The sequence below is a fragment of the Jeotgalicoccus sp. WY2 genome, from assembly GCF_018437745.1.
Classification (GTDB): domain Bacteria; phylum Bacillota; class Bacilli; order Staphylococcales; family Salinicoccaceae; genus Jeotgalicoccus; species Jeotgalicoccus psychrophilus.
In genome coordinates, this window is sequence record NZ_CP049818.1 from 172,548 (window position 1) to 190,366 (window position 17,819).

The following is a 17,819-nucleotide window of genomic DNA, read 5'->3' on the forward strand; positions in this document are numbered from 1 at the left end:
GTTGGGAGTGAGAACGTGGAACTGAACGAACGCCAAGAAAAAATTCTAAGCATAGTTAAGCAGCACGGGCCGATTACGGGCAGTAAAATTGCCGCACAGCTGTCATTGACCCGTGCGACATTACGACCGGATTTGGCTATATTGACGATGTCCGGCTTTTTGGATGCAAGACCTCGTGTCGGTTATTTTTATACCGGCAAAGAAACAAACGACGTCATCGCACTTAAAGTAAATAATATATTAGTGCGGGATGTACAAAGTTTACCTATTTTAATTACTGTTGAAACAAGTATTTACGATGCAATCGTCAAGATGTTCCTGGAAGATGTAGGCACGCTGTACGTTATTGATAACGAGCAGTCTCTGGCCGGTGTTGTCTCAAGAAAAGACCTGTTAAAAGGAACGATGAGTTTCAATGATACAGAAAATACGCCGGTCAGTGCAGTAATGACCCGGACGCCCAACATTACGATGTGTTATCCGGATGACCTTCTTTTATATGTTGCAAAACAGATCATTGACAGACAGATTGATTCACTGCCGGTAGTAAAAGAAAGTAACGGCAGAATTGAAGTTACAGGCAGGATTACTAAAACCAATATTACAAAAGTATTTGTAAATTTAATGGAGTGAAAAAATAATGTCGAATTTTAAAATAATCGTTGCATCAGACTCAGTCGGAGAAACAGGCGAACTCGTAACGAAAGCATGCCTGTCACAATTTAAAATCGACGCACCCGATAATGTCATCGATCGTTATCCGTATGTGAACAGCTGCGATGACATTGATGACGTGATAGATTTAGCTAAAAGCAAAAATGCATTAGTCGTCTATACTTTAATTACACCTGATTTAAGAACATACATGGCCGCTGAACTCGAAAAAGAAGACATTTCCTATATCGATGTAATGGGGCCGCTGATGGATGAAATAGCGAAAGCAACAGGTCTTGAACCATACAATGAACCTGGCCGTGTTCACCGTCTTGACGAAGAGTATTTCAAAAAAATCGAAGCGATTGAATTTGCTGTGAAATACGATGACGGCAAAGATACAAGCGGACTTGATAAGGCAGATATCGTGCTGCTTGGTGTTTCAAGAACTTCGAAAACACCGCTGTCGCAATTTTTAGCTTTAAAGAAATACAAAGTGATGAATGTTCCGCTCGTACCGGAAGTGAAGCCGCCGGCTGAATTATTCGATGTAGACCCTGAAAAGTGTGTCGCGTTGCGCATTAACCCGGATACATTATATAAAATCCGCAAGGAGCGTTTAAGCCAGCTCGGCTTAAAAGACACAGCAATGTATGCCAACAGTACGCGCATTGAAGACGAGCTTACTTACTTCGATGAAATAATCGGTAAAATAGGCTGTCCGATAATAGACGTATCCGATAAAGCGATTGAGGAAACAGCGAATGCTATTATGAAATACGTAGACAGCGATAGTAATATTAGAGGGTGATAATTTGAGAATACCCGAGGAAACCATAGCTAAAATAAAGGACGAGACCGACATCACTGAGTTAGTTGCAAGTTATATTAAACTTGAACGGCGCGGGAGAAACTATGTTGGTCTCTGTCCGTTTCACGATGAGAAGACACCATCCTTTTCCGTCAGTCCGGAAAAACAGATTGCACATTGTTTCGGCTGTAAAAAGGGCGGTAACGTATTCCAGTTTTTAATGGAAATTGAGAGTATGTCTTTCGCTGAAGCGGCAGCAAAACTCGGAGAACCGCTGAATATAAAAATAGATACTGAAACGAGCAATGTTGCTGAAAGCGATATGACGCTTATCCGCATGCACGATTATATGACGGATCTTTACCATCATCTTCTTATGAACACCAACGAGGGTGAAAAATCGCTCCAATACTTGCTGGACAGAGGCTTCAGCACAGATCTGATCCGCGCTGAAAAAATTGGTTTCGCACCGAATATGTCTTACTTTGCAAAAAATGCACTGCTTGAACAGGGCTATAACGAAGAAACGGCATACCAGGCAGGCCTGCTGTCCAGAAATGAAGAAAACTTTTCTTATTACGACCGCTTTGTCGGGCGCATTATGATTCCAATAAAGAATCATCAGGGACACCACGTTGGCTATACTGCGAGGAGCATCGACGGCAGTGAACCCAAATATTTAAATACACCTGAAACAGAAATATTTAAAAAACGGGAACTGTTTTTTAACTTAAACGATGCCAGAAAACATGTCAGAAAGCTCGATAACATCATTTTAATGGAAGGTCTCTTGACGTTTTAAAAGTTAAAATGACCAAGGTCAGACATATCGTTGCAACGATGGGAACGGAACTCAGCCAGGAAAATTTAAATCTGCTTGAACGTCTGTCATCAAACGTCACGATTATGTTCGACGGCGACTCTGCCGGACGAAATGCTACGCTGAAAGTGGGGGATACTCTCCTTAAGCGCGGCCTAAATGTCTATGTGCAGAAAATTCCTGATAAAATGGACCCGGATGAAATATTGAAACGTTTGGTGCAGAGGTATTTGAACAGTTTATTCAGGACCAGCAGCAGCATTATCTGCACTTTAAAGCAGAAGTCCTGCGCCACGACGCGAAAGAGAACGACATGAAGTTTACACAGCACTTGAACTCACTTGCAAACGACATGCAGTATGTCAGTGATCATTTAACAGCTGAACGGCTGGTTGGTACAATCAGTTCTATTTTCGGTGTCGATAAGCAGGCGTTATCCGGGCAAATACCACAACCGGTGAGGCAGGAGACAAACTACGCTATACCTGAACCGCAGCGTCAGCATTATCACAGCGTCAGAAAAAAGAACGCTATGTGACGAGAATAATGATGGTAAACCGCGAGTATCTGCTTGAATACAGTGATACGCTTGATGGGAATGTCTTAACTTACGGTCCTTACTATGATATAATAAGAGGACTTTGTGCCTATTTTGAAGCACATACAGTTTTCGATCTGTCTCTAGCCCTTAATTATCTTGATCCCGCACTGACGGACACATTGATAGAACTCGACGGCATGTCGATTCATGAAGATGTCTCACATAGTGAAATAAATGATTATCTGGAAGATTTAAGTGGTATAAGAAATAGTGAAAACGAAAAACAGGAATTATACCGCAGACTTGAAGTTGCGGAACGTGATAATGACTTTGAACTGCAGATTAAGCTTACCCAGGAACTAGTTGAGCTTAACCGGACGTACAAAATGTAGTTTTTGATAACTTAGGAGGCACAGTATGGCGAAGAAAAAAACAATTGCAGCTGAAATTAAAGAACTTGAATTCACAACTGTCGAACAGGCGAAAGGATACCTGTTGGAAAAAGGGAAAAAGGACGGCCAGCTGTCTCATGAAGAAGTTGCAGATAAATTAGCAAACTTCGAGCTGGATTCAGATGCGATGGACGAATTTTTCGAAGAATTAAACGAAAATGAAGTTCAGATGATTAATGAAAAAGATTCGTCGGATACAAACGAAAAACTGGATCTCTCTGATATGAGTGCACCTCCAGGCGTTAAAATTAACGACCCTGTGCGTATGTACCTTAAAGAAATCGGACGAGTTGATTTATTAACTGCTGCTGAAGAAGTAGAACTGGCGAAACGTATCGAGCAGGGGGACGATATTGCGAGAAGCCGCTTGGCTGAAGCAAACTTACGTCTCGTGGTAAGTATTGCAAAACGCTATGTCGGACGCGGCATGCTCTTCCTTGACCTGATTCAGGAAGGAAACATGGGGCTGATTAAAGCTGTAGAAAAATTCGACTTTACTAAAGGTTTTAAATTCTCGACTTATGCAACTTGGTGGATTCGCCAGGCGATTACTCGTGCTATTGCCGACCAGGCAAGAACAATCCGTATTCCGGTACACATGGTTGAGACAATTAACAAACTCATCCGTATTCAGCGCCAGCTGCTTCAGGATTTAGGACGCGAACCGACTCCTGAAGAAATCGGTGAAGAAATGGATCTGCCTGCTGAAAAAGTCCGTGAAATTCTTAAAATCGCTCAGGAGCCTGTGTCTCTTGAAACGCCTATCGGTGTGAAGAAGACGACAGCCATCTTGGTGACTTTATCGAAGATCAGGATGCACAGAGCCCGTCAGATCATGCAGCTTACGAACTGTTAAAAGAACAGCTCGAAGACGTGCTTGATACCCTGACAGATCGTGAAGAAAATGTACTCCGTCTGCGTTTCGGTCTTGACGATGGACGCACGCGCACATTGGAAGAAGTAGGTAAAGTATTCGGTGTTACCCGCGAACGTATCAGACAAATTGAAGCAAAAGCACTGCGCAAATTAAGACATCCATCGAGAAGTAAGAAATTAAAAGACTTTATGGATTAGCAGTGTAATATTTTCTTAAAATTGTTTTGACTTTGACACAATTTGAGATACAATTTATATGAGATAACATGAATAACAGATGAGGGGGTATAATGAATAAAAATCCTATAATTCCATTCTTACTGATTATATTCCTTGGAGTCGGACTTGTGTTCCTGCTTTCCGGACTAGGCGCAACTGATGACGGTGAAGAAGATGTTGCAACAGAAGAAGGTTCTGAGGAATCAGGCGGCGGCGAAGAAGCATCAAGCGGCGACGTTGACGCAGAAGGTATCGCTCGTGATACCTGTGCTTCATGTCACGGTCAAGACTTCAGCGGCGGAATGGGTCCTGCACTAGTTGGAACAAGTCTTGCTGAAGACGAGTTCACGTCAATCGTACGTGACGGTCAAGGTTCTATGCCTGCATTCTCGGCAGACCAGATTGCAGATGAAGAACTTACAGCTTTATATCAGTTCTTTTCTGAACAGTAATTATCTATAAAAAAGACTCTCAATGATGGGAGTCTTTTTTTAATACAGGAGTGAGGAAATGTTAAACCAGAGGCTTAAGACAGTATCAGAATATATTGTTGGAGATGCACTTGTTGATATCGGTTCCGATCATGCGTATTTACCGATTTACGCTGTAAATGAAATATTATTAAAAAAGCGATATGCGGAGAAATTGCCAGAGGACCTTATGATTCTTCTGTTAAAAATGTACAGCAGAATAAATTATCCGATGAAATTAAAATCAGACTGGGAGACGGTTTATCTGTCCTTCGCAGTATGGATGATGCTGATACTATTACGATTTGCGGCATGGGCGGACCATTAATCGCAAGTATTATTGAAAGCGGAATGAAGTTTGTTCAAGGTACACCGCGCTTTATCGTGCAGGCCAATACTTATCCTTATCCAATACGTAAAATAATGGCTGAACATAATTATAAGATTACCGAGGAACTGCAGTTAAAAGACGGTCCTCATTTTTACGATATTATTGTTTTTGACCATTCAAAAGAAGCTGTTGAATACAGTGAAGCTGAACTGCGTTTTGGTCCTGTAAATATAGAAAAAAGAGAACCGGTGTTTATCGGGCAGCTGGAACGTGAAAAGAGTCATATGGAGAAAATATTAAATGGTATCAACGATAGAGAGAAGAATATAGATAAAGTTGAAAGACTTGAATCTAATCTTAAATATGTCGATGAGGTGCTGGAGAATGTTAAAGATAAGTGATCTGCTTAAACAATTAAATGGAATTGCCCCATTTTCAGACAGTGAAAAATGGGATAATACGGGACTGCTGGTTGGTAATGAAGAGGACACAGTAACAGGTATTATTACTGCGCTTGACTGCAGTGCTGATACTGTTGATGAAGCCGTCATGAAAAATGCCAGTTATTATCCCATCATCCTTTAATTTTCCCTGAAATTTCAAAAGTGGTAAACGAAGGGCCGGGGCTGGTCATCCGCAAACTGATTAAGAATGATATAATTTGATTGTGATGCATACAAATCTGGATCATCAGAAGAATGGAGTCAGCATATAATTGCAGCTGCACTCGGCTATCCTGAAACTGAAATTCTGCTGCCTAAAAAAGGGAACTTCAAAAACTCAGAGTAAATATTAATACTGAGGACAAAGAAGCGTTTAAACAAAATCTGCTGAAAATGCACCGGTAGGTGATATGGGAGATTATACAGAAGTCAGCTATGAATACGAAGTTCACGGCCAGTTCAAACCTGAAGCTGAAGCTAATCCGACGATTGGTGAATCCGGAAAACTTGAATACGTGGATGAATATATCATAGAATGTATTTTGACGGCAGGGATCAGCATGCTGTAATTGATGCAGTCAGAAAGTATCATCCTTATGAGGAGCCCGCTTTTGACGTCTACAGTCTCGACAGAGAGCTGACACAGGACTGGGAGTGAAATTCAATTACGGGGATACACTGGACAGTCTTGTTCACTTGATAGAAAACAAAACCGGGCTTAAAACTGTTAATGTCGTTAAAGCAGACGATAGAATCATTAACACTGCAGCTGTTATCGGCGGCGCAGGAATGAGCTACCGTGAAGCAGCATTTAACAAGGGTGCTGACGTGCTCATTACAGGTGACGTTAAGTATCATGAAGCATATGATGCAAAGGCTGCAGGGCATAATATAATCGACGCAGGTCACTACTTGGAAGTATTAATGACGTCGGGGCTTGCAGAGTTAATTGACGACGAGCTCGATGTTCCTGTTACAGCATCAAAAGTATCAACAAATCCATTTGAATAAATAAAAAAACTGCGAAATCTAAAATTGAATTGTAACCTATAAAATAGACAATTTAATAAAAGCGTTACGCTGTGAGTAGATGACCCCGGTATTGTGCCGGGGTCATCTTATTTAGTCCCCATTGATAACGTTCGTTATTATACTTATTAATATATTCATTTGTTTTATATTTTAATTCGTCTAAGGATTCACAAGATTTATGATTGACCCAATCTTTGAAAGTCCCAAAGAATGATTCCATTGATGCATTGTCCCAGCAGTTGCCTCGACGAGACATTGATTGAACGAGTCCCAACTGTTTCACTTTAGATTGAAACTCAGGATGGGTATAGTGAAACCCTTGATCGGAATGGATGAGTGCATCCGGGTGGAAGTCATCCACGGCATCTGAGAGCTGCTTTAATGTCTGGTAAACGATACTCATTTTAATGATGTGGATACGACGTGCGCAACGATCTCTCGAGTCGCACCATCTTTCACACAGGATAAATATGCTTTCTGACCTTTACCGTAGTACAAGTAGGTGATATCAGTTAACAGTACTTTGCCTGGTTCTGCTTGATTGAATGAACGGTCCAATATATTCTTACATGTTTTATGTTCTTGCGTTGCTTTCATCATTTTTATAAGGATTCGCTCTGCGGATTTGTGCGATTAGGTTATATTTTTCATAAGCCGTCTAATCCTTTTGATTCATAATATGGTAATCATTGTTCAATATCATCTTAACTTGTAAGGCACCGACTTTTCCTTTCTCAGCTGCATAGATTTCCTTAATGAGGACGACGTCTGCTTCATCATTGATTTGTCTGAGTGACCGATTTGACTCATTCTTCTTCCATGCATAATAACCACTTCTCGATACCTCTCCCAGCATACAAAGATAAGTAATCATATTTTTGAGTTGGTGATTCCGACAAATCATTTCAATCAATTCATAAGTCTCATACGGTTTTAGTTGCGACGGTTCTGTTTCGCCTGCCTTTCTTTCATCTCGAGCTTTTTAGAAATTCATTTTCGGCTTCCAAATATTTAATACGTGCTTCAGCTTTCTTTAGTTTCTCATCACTGTTCAGTGTGTTATTCGTCGGACGACCTGTGGCACCTTTCCCACGCTGGTCACGTTCCAGACCACTTTTACCATATTGTGCATAGCTTTTACGCCATCGTGACAAACATCGTTCAGGTTGTTTTTTACCAACGACAGACAAATCAAATCCGTGATTTAGAAAGATTTTTGTCGGTGTGACGCCTTGTGCATAGGCGTCCACCGCACGCATTTTAAATTCTGGATGATATGTGATTGATCGATCAGATACCCTCAAGACATTGGGGTTTTGTTCCAGTTCTTTAATTTCAAAAGACGTAAAATGTCTAGCCATGATAGCCCTCCGTACAGATAGTTTATTTAAGTATAAACAAGATAATCTTCAGGGCATATAAAAACCCGAATAATAGCCGCTTTTTTAAGCTGTCTATTATTCGGGTTACAATTCACATTTAGATTTCGCAGTCTTTTTTTATTCCATCACCTAACTGTGTAGGGTTTTTAATTTTCGGTAAAATTTTAGCCATCGGTACTGATGACTCAGGAGCAGTCTGCTGCTCAATGTTGTAGTTTTTAATATACGTAATTACTTCTTTAACGATTGGTGTCGGGGTAGAAGCACCTGCAGTAACTGCAACTTTTTCAACGCCTTCAAGCCATTCGTTTTTCAATTCGTTTAATGAACTGATACGGTAAGCATTCGTATGAGCAATTTCTTTTGAAACCTGTGTCAGACGGTTAGAGTTGTTACTCTTAGGATCGCCGACTACGATAAGAAGATCAGCTTCTCCTGCCTGTTCTGCGACAGCTTCCTGTCTGACCTGAGTCGCAAGACAGATTTCCTTATGCACTTCGATGTGCGGGAACTGTACTTTAAGTTCATCCATAATATGGCTGACGTCCCATTGGCTCATCGTCGTCTGGTTTGTAACGATAAGTTTTTTATCTGCAAGGTGGGCCGGCAGAGTTGCAACGTCTTCCTGTGTTTCAATTAGATGAACGTGATCCGGTGAAACGCCTATTGCACCTTCCGGCTCAGGGTGGTCTTTCTTGCCGATGTAGATAACATCATAATCATCCGCCGTTTTTTCTCTGATCAGATCATGTGTGAATTCTACGTCAGGACATGTTGCATCGATGCAGACAAGTCCTTTTTCTTTAGCGCGTGCTTTTACCTGCGGTGAGACACCGTGAGCTGTAAAAATAACAGTACCATTCTCAATCTGCTCGAGGATTTCAAGGCGGTTCGGCCCGTCGAGTGTGATAATACCTTCTTCTTCAAAAGCATCCGTCACATGTTTATTGTGTACAATCATACCTAATATATATAGGACGCGGCAGTGACTGATCCAAAGAAGCGTTGCGTGCAATCACCATTGCATCAACAACACCGTAACAGTAACCGCGCGGTGAGATTTTTATAATATCCATTAGTAGAACTCCTCCTTACATATGATTATACTTAATTTTACGGGATATTCAAATCATCCAAATGGATGAACGATTATTATAGCGTAAATATGCATTTTTAGTTATAATTGATAAGGAGTTTGAAAGGGACAGGTGACATATATGTCAAATGCATTTAAAAGATTTGAATTTAACAACACAATGCTCGATGCAATAGAGAAGGTCGGGTTCACACATCCGACGATGGTGCAGGAGCGAGTGATACCCCGTATAATGAAAGGCAGCAATGTTGTTGCACAGTCAGCAACAGGGAGCGGGAAGAGCCATGCCTTTTTACTGCCGCTTATTTATAATATCGACGGCGCTAAAAAAACGCCTCAGGTTATAGTAATGGCGCCGACGAGAGAACTGGCGAAACAGCTGGATAATATGGCGAGAAAAGTTCTCGAATCATACGATGATAGCTGCCGTGCATTTATCGGCGGAACGGAAATGAAACGCGATGAAGAGCGTGCACGTCAAAATCCTCAGCTTGTTATTGGTACACCGACACGCATCAAGGATTTAATCGATAAACAGGCACTGGATATTCACTCTGCGAAGTCTGTTGTAATCGATGAAGCAGACTTAATGGTTGATTTAGGCTTTATGGCTGACGTCGACTATATATCCAACCGCATTTCGACAGCAAGCCAGTTTCTGGTCTTTTCGGCCACTATCCCTGAACCGGTAAAACAATTTATGGAAAAATACATTGGCGAAACTGAAATTATTGTAATTGATACACCGCTTAATAAAGCGTCTATTCATTACAGCCTTGTACCTGTAAAAGGAAGCAGCAGATTAGAGAAAACTCTCGAGCTGACTAAAAATATTACTCCGTATACCGGATTAATATTTGCCAATTCACGTGAACGTGCCGATGAATTGTATGCTTATTTAAAAGAAGCAGGCATTAACGCTGGATTATTCCACGGAGGATTAAAGCCGCGTGAACGAGCACAGGAAATTAAGAAAATAGAAAATCTTGACTACCACTGGGTTGTTGCAAGTGACCTGGCATCAAGAGGACTGGATTTTGACGGCGCATCACATGTTATTAACTACGATATTCCGAAGCAGATTGAATTCTTTACTCACAGAGTAGGGCGTGTCGGCAGAGGACAGTACAGCGGTGTTGCGATTACGCTTTACGAGCCGAGTGAACAAAATGAAATTGATGCTCTTGAAAGTAAAGGATATGTTTTCAATCATGAAGACATCCGCGGCGGCGAGCTGAAAGAAATTAAGGATCGTACGCAGCGTGCAGGCAGAAACACACGCAGCAAGACGAACAAAACACAAAATTACAAAGTGCGCAGTCCTAAAAAAGTAAAACCTGGCTATAAAAAGAAAATTAAGTTCCAAAAAGAAGAACTTGAACGCCAGGAACGCAGACGATATGCCAAAGCAAAATCACGCAATGAGAAAAAAAAAAAAGACAATAAGTAGAGGTTGATATAAATGTTATTGGGATCACATGTTTCGATGAGCGGTAAAAAAATGCTGGAAGAGTCAGTGACTACTGCAGCAGATTATGGTGCATCTACATTTATGATTTATACCGGTGCACCGCAAAATACGCGCCGTAAAAAAATTGAAGATCTGAATATCGAAAAAGGACAGCAGGCGATGGCAGAACTCGGTATTAAGAATTTCGTCGTCCACGCACCTTATATTATTAATATCGCCAATACTGAAAAAGCTCATGTCTTCAATTTAGGCGTTGAATTTTTACAGGAAGAAATTGTCCGTACTGAAGCACTTGGCGCAAAACAGATTGTCCTTCATCCTGGTGCCCACGTCGGTGCCGGCAGCGAAGCGGGAATTAAGCAGATTGTAAAAGGACTTAATGAAGTCTTATCTAACGACAACGATGTGCAGATTGCATTGGAAACTATGGCGGGCAAAGGCTCTGAAATCGGACGTACATTTGAAGAAATCGCACATATCATGGACGGTGTCACGAACAACGAACGTTTGAGTGTTACATTCGATACGTGTCACGTTCACGACGCAGGCTATGATATTAAAAACGATTTTGACGGTGTATTAAACGAGTTTGATAAACTTGTTGGTATCGACCGTATTAAAATTCTTCACATGAATGATTCTAAAAATCCAATTGGCGCACATAAAGACAGACATGAAAACTTTGGTTTCGGCCATATCGGGTTTGATGCACTGGCTTATATTATAAATCATCCGGAATTCACTGACGTTCCAAAAATATTAGAAACTCCATTCGTCGGTCCGGATAAGACAAATCGCGTTGCACCATACAAACACGAAATTGATATGATTAAGTCGTGGGAATTTGATCCGAACTTGTTAGTAAAAATTAATCCTGCCGTAGCTGCATTAGAATAGTTAAATTCAGGGAACACTTCTTCGGGGGTGTTCTTTTTTTCGTAATCATTCCTATTTACAAAACGTAATGATTCCTGTAAAATATATTTGGACATAAATAAAAGGAGTCTTGTTAATGGCTGTGCCTGTGTTTGAAATTAAAGACGTAACATATGAATATAAAGATAAGCTGGAAGCGACACCTGCACTCCAGAATATTTCCTTTTCAATTAACCAGGGAGAATTTCTGGCAATTGTCGGACCGAATGGCTCCGGGAAATCCACACTGCTGAAATTAATTCTCGGTGTATATAAACTGCAGCAGGGCAATATACTGATTAACGGAAAGACACGTAAATCATTTAATGCATGGCAGGAAATCGGCTACGTATCGCAAAAAGCAGCGGCACATGCTAAAGGATTCCCGGCTACCGTCAAAGAAGTTGTCTTAAGCGGGCTGACGAAAGAAAAAGGGCTATTTAAAAGATTTACGAAAAAGGATAATGAGCAGCTGGATAAAACTTTAAAACTGCTTGATATTGAACATATTAAGCATCAGAACGTATCAAACCTGTCCGGCGGCCAGGCCCAGCGTGTATTTATCGCACGTGCATTGATTAATGAGCCATCCATTTTAGTGCTGGATGAGCCGACTGAGGGAATTGACAGCAAGCATGTTAAAGATTTTTATAATGTGCTGTTCAAATTAAAAAAACAAAATGTAACGATTTTGCTTGTCACGCATGATATTGGTGTCGTTGTCGATAATGCCGATAAAGTTGCCTGTTTAAATGAGCACCTTCATTTCCACGGCACTAATACGGAGTTCCAGAATCTCGGCGAAGCAGAGTTATCGAAAATTTACGGATTTCCACTGCAGCTTGTTTCTCATAACCATCAGAGGGAGTGCTGTAAATGATCGAAGCAATATTAAACTACGACTTTATGAAATATTCATTTATCAGCGGAATTATCGTCGGACTGATCGCACCGCTCCTCGGGACGTTTATCGTGGTGAGAAGGCTGTCGTTAATCGCAGATGCACTAAGTCATGTTGCGCTTGGCGGCATCGCTTTCGGTGTGTACTTAACATCAATATTTAATGTCGTAATTAATCCGGTAATTTCAGGTGTCGTATTTTCTGTAATCGGTGCGCTCGGTATTGAAAAGCTTAGAGGCCTGTATAAACATTACTCGGAAATAGCAATTCCGATAATAATGAGTCTCGGTATCGCACTCAGTGTATTATTCTTATCGCTGGCAAACGGTTTTAATCAGGATTTATTCGGTTACCTGTTCGGGAGTATCAGCGCGGTCAGTTTCAGCGACCTCATACTGATTAGTATAATCGGTGCAATCGTTATCCTGTTTGTATTCTTCTTATACAAAGAGATGTTCTTTATTTCATTTGATGAAGAATATGCAGGCGTTATGAAATTGAGCAAATATATTCACATCATTTATTATCCTTGTTGCGCTAGTAATCAGTGCATCGATGCGCATCGTCGGCATACTGCTGGTCAGTGCAATGATGACACTGCCGGTTGCAAGTGCGATGAGAATCACTTCAAGTTTCAAGCAGCTTATGATTGTCAGCATAATTTTTGGAGAAATTTCAGTAATAGCGGGTCTGTTCCTCGGGTTCCATCTGAACATATCACCCGGAGGTACGATAGTACTTGTATCTATCGCTATATTATTATGTACGCTGGTATTAAATCGTGTAGGAGTGGTTAGGAATGCACAAAGAACTAGTGGATTATAAAGAAATGTTAAAAGAAGCAAAATTTAAAGTAACTAAAAAACGTCTTCGCATGATTGAAATATTTATGGAAGACGAACGCTATTTATCTGCTAAAGAAATTCAGGAGATGATGAATAAGGAATATCCGGGAATCAGTTATGATACGATTTACCGGAACCTTCATACTCTAAAAGACATCAATGTACTGGAGCAGACGACATTCGGCGGAGAAATGCAGTATAAGATCTCTTGTACGGATCATCACCATCATCATTTTATATGCGAACGCTGCGGAGAAACGAAAGTCGTTCAATACTGCCCGGTCAAAACGTGGGAAAGCGAATTAAACGGCGTTAAAATTAACAGCCATAAAGTGGAACTATACGGTTTATGCGAAGTATGCCAATAGAATAAAACAGCGTGTAACTCTTAATTTTGAACTGCTCCCTGTCAAGTAGACAGGTAAAAAAACAAAATAGTATTTTGGTCGCACACGACGTTTGTCGTGTGCGTTTTTTATGCGGGTATCTTTAAGCCCATCTTCAAAGTGACACGCTGCGTATTATAAAATTTGATGTACGCATTGATATCCTGTTTAAGAGTCTCAACAGTATCGTATGAATTTAAGTAATACTTCTCAGACTTAATAATGCCCCAAACATTTTCAATCGGTCCGTTATCAATGCACTTACCTGGACGCGACATACTATGAATGGATTGGGTGTGTTTAATAAAATGATGAAACGCATGAGAAGTGTATTGGGAACCACGGTCTGTGTGAATGATGGTTTGACCTCCGATGATCTGTGACTCTATTTGTTTGAATGTCTGAGTCACCAGAGATTGTTCGCTGTGCGTGTCCATGTGATGCGCAATGATTTTATTCGTGCATAAATCCAACACAGCACTTAAATAGACTTTACGTCCGTCGGTCGTACTGAATTCAGTAATATCTGACACCAGTTTCTGCATCGGTTTAGCTGCATGAAATTCACGGTTCAGTATATTCGCAGCGATATAATCCGGCTTAACTTTCTTATATCTACGTTTCTTTTTACGGATGACCGATTTTAAATTCATCATTTTCATTAGTCGATACACATGTTTGTGATTCACCTTAGCCTGTCTGTAATGATTCAAGTATATCGTCATTCGACGATACCCATAAATGCCATCTAACGCATTATATGTGTCTAACATCATGGTCATCAATGATTGATCTCTATTTTCATACTGTGCAGGTTTTCGATTGAGCCATTTATAATAGCTCGCTCTGGAAATCCCCAGCACCTGGCAAAGATGGACAATCGGATATTTATGTTTTAACGCTTCGACCGTTTGGTACGACGCTTTTTGGCGGATTCTTGTTTGATCAACTCTCTTTCCATTTGTTCCTGCTTTTTTAGCGTCTCAACTTCCATTTCTAACCACTGATTTCGGACTCTGAGCGCTTCAATCTCAGCTTTCAACTGTTCTTCACCCGTCTGAGCTTCCGATGTCTTCTTCTTACCTCGATTGTCTTCGAGTGCTTTCGGTCCAAATTGTTTATACTTTCTCGTCCATGAATAGACGTTAGTGTAGCTGACCTTAAATTTTTCTGCAGCGTCTTTATAAGATAGTTGGTGATTGATGACATACTCCACAATCTCGATTCGTTCTTCGTATGTTGTCTTTCTACTTTTCATTTGATAGACCTCCAGTTTTGGAGAATACGTTCGATTCTCTTTGCCTTCAGTATATCGCATCACCCAGTTTCTAATCGTACGATCACTCGGAATATTATATTTAACAGAGAGACCTTTATAGGACAAATTACTATTGAAGTATTCTTGAACCACTTGATGTTTAAATATTTTTGAATAGTTGCGATTCTTTTGTGATCTCAGTATTCCAGTCGTCCCATGCTGCAAGTATTTATCTAGATAGAGTCGGAAGGTTGATTCGTTTAAATCTAAATCATAATCTTCACGGAGTGCTCGAAACGAAGTGCCATCTAAATATAACTCGATGTATTCAATCAGTTCATTCGTTGAATACCTTATGTTTGATTTCAAGAGAAAACTCCCCCTAAAGTAGTTTACTTTTTTAAGTGTCTACTTTAGGGGGAGCATATCATTTGGAGTTACGCGCTGTTTTTTGTTTTTATAAGAAATATTGAGCTTAACGGGTCACTGTGACTTTGACAATGACGGGATAGAAGGGTTAAGTCGTCACTGTGTTTTGAACAACGCCCCTGAACATCACTATTTCTCTTGTTCTTCTTCGCTCGTTTTCTTCGCCAAGCTGTTTTTAATAATTACAGCGATGCCGAGAATTACTACTAGCAATACCGCAACTGAGGGGCGGATAACTGTATCTGTAAACCAGAATACTAAGACAATAAGCAGAATCAGAGCGATTATTGTAAGAAATATTATATTCATAACTTTTTTCATAGATTACACCTGACTTTTATTCAAATAAATTAATTTCCATGATTTACTATATATATCTATATATAAAATAGCAATGAAGACATAAAAATACCCGAGGCACAAGCCGCGGGTGTAAATATATTATTTAGCTTCAGCTTCTTCTTTTTCAAGACGCTGTTTTTCGTAGTGTGCTTCTGCCATAATGTCGATTTCTTTCTTGAGTTCATCAACCATAGTTTCTTCAGGTACTTTACGCACTGTTTTACCATGCATGAAGAGTAATCCTTCTCCGCGGGCACCAGCTATACCAATATCGGCTTCGCGGGCCTCACCGGGTCCGTTTACTGCACAACCGAGTACTGCTACTTTAAGCGGTGCTTTAACGTGCGAAATGTATTCTTCCATTTCGTTTGCAATAGCAATCAGGTCAATTTCGATACGTCCGCATGTAGGGCAGGCGATAAGAGTCGCGGCATTACTCGCAAGACCGAAAGTTTTCAGAAGTTCTTTACATACTTTAATTTCCTCAACCGGATCTGCTGATAATGAAATACGCATTGTGTTGCCGATACCTTTTGAAATAATTGTACCGAGACCAGCGGCACTTTTAACAGTACCTGCAAATAACGTTCCACTTTCCGTGATACCGATATGGAGCGGGTAATCAAATGCTTCAGACGCTTTTTCATATGCTTCAATTGCAAGGTTAACATCTGATGCTTTCATCGAAACGATAATATCGTGGAAATCAAGATCTTCTAAGATCTTAATATGATGCAGTGCACTTTCAACCATTCCGTCTGCAGTCGGGAAACCGTATTTTTTAATAATATGGCGTTCAAGACTTCCTGCGTTAACACCGATACGGATTGGAATGCCTTTAGCTTTACAAGCTTTAACGACTTCTTCCACTTTTTCACGGCGCCCGATGTTCCCAGGATTGATACGGATTTTATCCGCTCCGCCTTCAACTGCGATTAATGCAAGCTTATAGTCGAAGTGAATATCGACAACAAGCGGTATATTGATGCGTTTTTTAATCTCTGCAATAGCAAGCGCATCTTCTTCTTTTGGACATGCAACGCGAACAATCTGACATCCTGCTTCTTCAAGCTCGTTAATCTGAGCAACAGTCGCTTCAACATCATGTGTTTTCGTAGTTGTCATACTTTGAATGATAATTTCATCGGCTCCGCCGATAGTAAGATCGCCAACTTTAACTTTTCTAGTTTGTGTACGATGTGTAATTCCAGACATATACAAGCCCCTAATCTAAAATTCTTTCTAATTTATAATCTTATTATAATAAAAAACTGAGACAAATGTAACCGTCTTGCATTAGGAATGCGTTTTCTTTTGTTTTGGCAGCTTTTTAAAGTAATAAATATACGGTATTAATGCGGTTACCAGTATAACCCAGTAAAAGGTTTCTGTGTAGGCTGCAATTATTCCAATCGGCAGTGCGAGCAGCATCATTATATATGAACCGATTTTAAACCAGTTCATATAATCTGTTTTCCTGCCCGCAAGATTTGCAATAAAACTTAATAATAAAGACAGCATCAGCATCAGCGTAAAAATAAAGAAATAAATAACGACAACATATATAGTAATATAAATAAATATGTAGAAATACAAACTCGACATCTGACTTGAGACAAATTGTTCGAGTGATTCATTATCATTTATATCTCCGATAAAGCTGTAGCTGAATGTGCCGTTTTGAATATCTTTTATATAAATCCCATCGCTCAGAAAGGCGAATAGAATATCATCGCCCAGTTCAGCTGTATCATCCTGAGAGATATCCGGCGTAAACAGAAGCTGCTGATCATTTAGGTTAAGCAGTTTCTCTTCACCCTGATACTCACCGTTTGCTATTTGAAACTCGGGAATTTCATCGCCAATTTCAGACAGGCTGGAAAATGTATTTACCGTTGCCAATAAAGAAGTAATAAAAGGCAGCGAAATAAGAATCGACAGCAGTAATATGTTTAGCAGCAGATACCGAAAGGGTACAGTACGAAACAGAGGATACTTTTTAAATGTTGCAAGACGTTTAATAAATTCAAAGTATTTCATTCTATCATCCTTAAATATGTATAATAATAAGACCTTAGTCTTATTTAAATAAACCTTAAGCAATCTAATTGTTATTTTAACATCAATTGCTATATTTAGGATGTA

19 protein-coding genes and 5 pseudogenes are annotated in these 17,819 nt (G+C 40.1%); 17 read left to right on the top strand and 7 right to left on the bottom strand.

All coding sequences use genetic code 11. The annotated features are described in order from the left end of the window. The first annotated feature begins 15 nt into the window (after window positions 1–15). The 12 genes and pseudogenes from G4D76_RS00940 to G4D76_RS14090 all read left to right on the top strand — a co-directional run bounded on the left by G4D76_RS00940 (window position 16) and on the right by G4D76_RS14090 (window position 6,628). Window positions 16–633: a transcriptional regulator CcpN gene (locus tag G4D76_RS00940; protein WP_026858173.1), complete on the top strand. Its 618-nt coding sequence runs from the start codon at window positions 16–18 to the stop codon at window positions 631–633. Window positions 634–640: 7 nt separating this feature from the next. Next, on the top strand, window positions 641–1,465 hold the full coding sequence (locus G4D76_RS00945; protein ID WP_026858172.1) for a pyruvate, water dikinase regulatory protein: 825 nt from the start codon (window positions 641–643) through the stop codon (window positions 1,463–1,465). A gap of 4 nt (window positions 1,466–1,469) precedes the next feature. After that, a complete protein-coding gene (dnaG, locus tag G4D76_RS00950) occupies window positions 1,470–2,267 on the top strand; it encodes a DNA primase (protein WP_213810285.1) in 798 nt (265 codons plus the stop codon). A gap of 8 nt (window positions 2,268–2,275) precedes the next feature. Further along, window positions 2,276–2,602 (top strand): toprim domain-containing protein, encoded by a 327-nt coding sequence (locus G4D76_RS00955; RefSeq protein WP_213810286.1) that lies wholly within the window; start codon window positions 2,276–2,278, stop codon window positions 2,600–2,602. Next, the gene (locus G4D76_RS00960) at window positions 2,599–2,823 is read left to right on the top strand and encodes a hypothetical protein (protein WP_213810287.1); all 225 of its coding nucleotides are present in this window, start codon (window positions 2,599–2,601) and stop codon (window positions 2,821–2,823) included. Before G4D76_RS00955 ends, G4D76_RS00960 begins: the two co-directional genes overlap by 4 nt. After that, a complete protein-coding gene (locus G4D76_RS00965; protein ID WP_213810288.1) occupies window positions 2,820–3,218 on the top strand; it encodes a hypothetical protein in 399 nt (132 codons plus the stop codon). Before G4D76_RS00960 ends, G4D76_RS00965 begins: the two co-directional genes overlap by 4 nt. Window positions 3,219–3,243: 25 nt before the next feature. Next, window positions 3,244–4,352: pseudogene (gene rpoD / locus G4D76_RS00970) on the top strand (RNA polymerase sigma factor RpoD). Window positions 4,353–4,444: 92 nt separating this feature from the next. Further along, a complete protein-coding gene (locus G4D76_RS00975; protein ID WP_213810289.1) occupies window positions 4,445–4,825 on the top strand; it encodes a c-type cytochrome in 381 nt (126 codons plus the stop codon). Window positions 4,826–4,883: 58 nt separating this feature from the next. Further along, window positions 4,884–5,575 (top strand): annotated as a pseudogene (locus G4D76_RS00985) (tRNA (adenine(22)-N(1))-methyltransferase TrmK). After that, complete coding sequence (locus tag G4D76_RS14080) at window positions 5,559–5,759, top strand: Nif3-like dinuclear metal center hexameric protein (protein ID WP_250130074.1); 201 nt, start codon at window positions 5,559–5,561, stop codon at window positions 5,757–5,759. The pseudogene G4D76_RS00985 and the gene G4D76_RS14080 overlap by 17 nt, the downstream one beginning before the upstream one ends. Window positions 5,760–6,027: 268 nt before the next feature. Then, the gene (locus G4D76_RS14085; RefSeq protein WP_250130075.1) at window positions 6,028–6,186 is read left to right on the top strand and encodes a hypothetical protein; all 159 of its coding nucleotides are present in this window, start codon (window positions 6,028–6,030) and stop codon (window positions 6,184–6,186) included. An 85-nt stretch (window positions 6,187–6,271) separates the two neighbouring features. Then, window positions 6,272–6,628 (top strand): Nif3-like dinuclear metal center hexameric protein, encoded by a 357-nt coding sequence (locus G4D76_RS14090; RefSeq protein WP_250130076.1) that lies wholly within the window; start codon window positions 6,272–6,274, stop codon window positions 6,626–6,628. Window positions 6,629–6,692: 64 nt separating this feature from the next. Here the strand turns inward: G4D76_RS14090 and G4D76_RS00995 are convergent. Both G4D76_RS00995 and G4D76_RS01000 read right to left on the bottom strand, forming a co-directional pair. Continuing rightward, window positions 6,693–8,010, bottom strand: a pseudogene (locus G4D76_RS00995) (IS3 family transposase). A gap of 118 nt (window positions 8,011–8,128) precedes the next feature. Continuing rightward, window positions 8,129–9,107: pseudogene (locus G4D76_RS01000) on the bottom strand (4-hydroxy-3-methylbut-2-enyl diphosphate reductase). 141 nt (window positions 9,108–9,248) lie between these two features. On the opposite strand from G4D76_RS01000, the gene G4D76_RS01005 reads away from it, so the two are divergent. From G4D76_RS01005 to G4D76_RS01025, 5 genes and pseudogenes are all read left to right on the top strand, one after another. Beyond that, complete coding sequence (locus tag G4D76_RS01005; protein WP_213810292.1) at window positions 9,249–10,577, top strand: DEAD/DEAH box helicase; 1,329 nt, start codon at window positions 9,249–9,251, stop codon at window positions 10,575–10,577. Between the two features lie 12 nt (window positions 10,578–10,589). Beyond that, window positions 10,590–11,495, top strand: a complete 906-nt coding sequence (locus G4D76_RS01010) for a deoxyribonuclease IV (RefSeq protein ID WP_213810293.1) — start codon at window positions 10,590–10,592, stop codon at window positions 11,493–11,495. 115 nt (window positions 11,496–11,610) lie between these two features. Beyond that, window positions 11,611–12,393: a metal ABC transporter ATP-binding protein gene (locus G4D76_RS01015; RefSeq protein WP_026858163.1), complete on the top strand. Its 783-nt coding sequence runs from the start codon at window positions 11,611–11,613 to the stop codon at window positions 12,391–12,393. Further along, window positions 12,390–13,239, top strand: a pseudogene (locus G4D76_RS01020) (metal ABC transporter permease). Before G4D76_RS01015 ends, G4D76_RS01020 begins: the two are co-directional and overlap by 4 nt. Further along, a complete protein-coding gene (locus G4D76_RS01025; RefSeq protein ID WP_026858161.1) occupies window positions 13,214–13,627 on the top strand; it encodes a Fur family transcriptional regulator in 414 nt (137 codons plus the stop codon). Before G4D76_RS01020 ends, G4D76_RS01025 begins: the two are co-directional and overlap by 26 nt. Before the next feature lie 107 nt (window positions 13,628–13,734). Here the strand turns inward: G4D76_RS01025 and G4D76_RS01030 are convergent, their stop codons facing one another. The 5 genes from G4D76_RS01030 to G4D76_RS01050 form a co-directional block, all read right to left on the bottom strand. After that, window positions 13,735–14,580: an IS3 family transposase gene (locus tag G4D76_RS01030; protein WP_213810956.1), complete on the bottom strand. Its 846-nt coding sequence runs from the start codon at window positions 14,578–14,580 to the stop codon at window positions 13,735–13,737. Then, window positions 14,541–14,903 carry a helix-turn-helix domain-containing protein gene (locus G4D76_RS01035; RefSeq protein ID WP_213810294.1) on the bottom strand — a complete coding sequence of 121 codons (363 nt, stop codon included), beginning with the start codon at window positions 14,901–14,903 and terminating at the stop codon, window positions 14,541–14,543. The genes G4D76_RS01030 and G4D76_RS01035 overlap by 40 nt, the downstream gene beginning before the upstream one ends. A gap of 558 nt (window positions 14,904–15,461) precedes the next feature. Beyond that, on the bottom strand, window positions 15,462–15,653 hold the full coding sequence (locus G4D76_RS01040; protein ID WP_026858160.1) for a hypothetical protein: 192 nt from the start codon (window positions 15,651–15,653) through the stop codon (window positions 15,462–15,464). A gap of 120 nt (window positions 15,654–15,773) precedes the next feature. Further along, window positions 15,774–16,895: a flavodoxin-dependent (E)-4-hydroxy-3-methylbut-2-enyl-diphosphate synthase gene (gene ispG / locus G4D76_RS01045; RefSeq protein WP_156897161.1), complete on the bottom strand. Its 1,122-nt coding sequence runs from the start codon at window positions 16,893–16,895 to the stop codon at window positions 15,774–15,776. A 75-nt stretch (window positions 16,896–16,970) separates the two neighbouring features. Next, window positions 16,971–17,714, bottom strand: coding sequence for a DUF1189 family protein (locus G4D76_RS01050; RefSeq protein ID WP_213810295.1), 744 nt, complete (start codon window positions 17,712–17,714; stop codon window positions 16,971–16,973). Between the last annotated feature and the right edge of the window lie 105 nt (window positions 17,715–17,819).

Bases quoted from the DNA above. Each gene is read 5' to 3' on its own strand.
- G4D76_RS01050 (WP_213810295.1), bottom strand. From the start codon at position 17,714: ATGAAATACTTTGAATTTATTAAACGTCTTGCAACATTTAAAAAGTAT.
- G4D76_RS00955 (WP_213810286.1), top strand. From the start codon at position 2,276: ATGACCAAGGTCAGACATATCGTTGCAACGATGGGAACGGAACTCAGC.
- G4D76_RS00960 (WP_213810287.1), top strand. From the start codon at position 2,599: ATGAAGTTTACACAGCACTTGAACTCACTTGCAAACGACATGCAGTAT.
- G4D76_RS01005 (WP_213810292.1), top strand. From the start codon at position 9,249: ATGTCAAATGCATTTAAAAGATTTGAATTTAACAACACAATGCTCGAT.
- G4D76_RS01025 (WP_026858161.1), top strand. From the start codon at position 13,214: ATGCACAAAGAACTAGTGGATTATAAAGAAATGTTAAAAGAAGCAAAA.
- G4D76_RS01035 (WP_213810294.1), bottom strand. From the start codon at position 14,903: ATGAAAAGTAGAAAGACAACATACGAAGAACGAATCGAGATTGTGGAG.
- G4D76_RS00975 (WP_213810289.1), top strand. From the start codon at position 4,445: ATGAATAAAAATCCTATAATTCCATTCTTACTGATTATATTCCTTGGA.
- G4D76_RS14080 (WP_250130074.1), top strand. From the start codon at position 5,559: ATGTTAAAGATAAGTGATCTGCTTAAACAATTAAATGGAATTGCCCCA.
- G4D76_RS01015 (WP_026858163.1), top strand. From the start codon at position 11,611: ATGGCTGTGCCTGTGTTTGAAATTAAAGACGTAACATATGAATATAAA.
- G4D76_RS01010 (WP_213810293.1), top strand. From the start codon at position 10,590: ATGTTATTGGGATCACATGTTTCGATGAGCGGTAAAAAAATGCTGGAA.
- G4D76_RS14085 (WP_250130075.1), top strand. From the start codon at position 6,028: ATGGGAGATTATACAGAAGTCAGCTATGAATACGAAGTTCACGGCCAG.
- G4D76_RS01040 (WP_026858160.1), bottom strand. From the start codon at position 15,653: ATGAAAAAAGTTATGAATATAATATTTCTTACAATAATCGCTCTGATT.
- G4D76_RS00945 (WP_026858172.1), top strand. From the start codon at position 641: ATGTCGAATTTTAAAATAATCGTTGCATCAGACTCAGTCGGAGAAACA.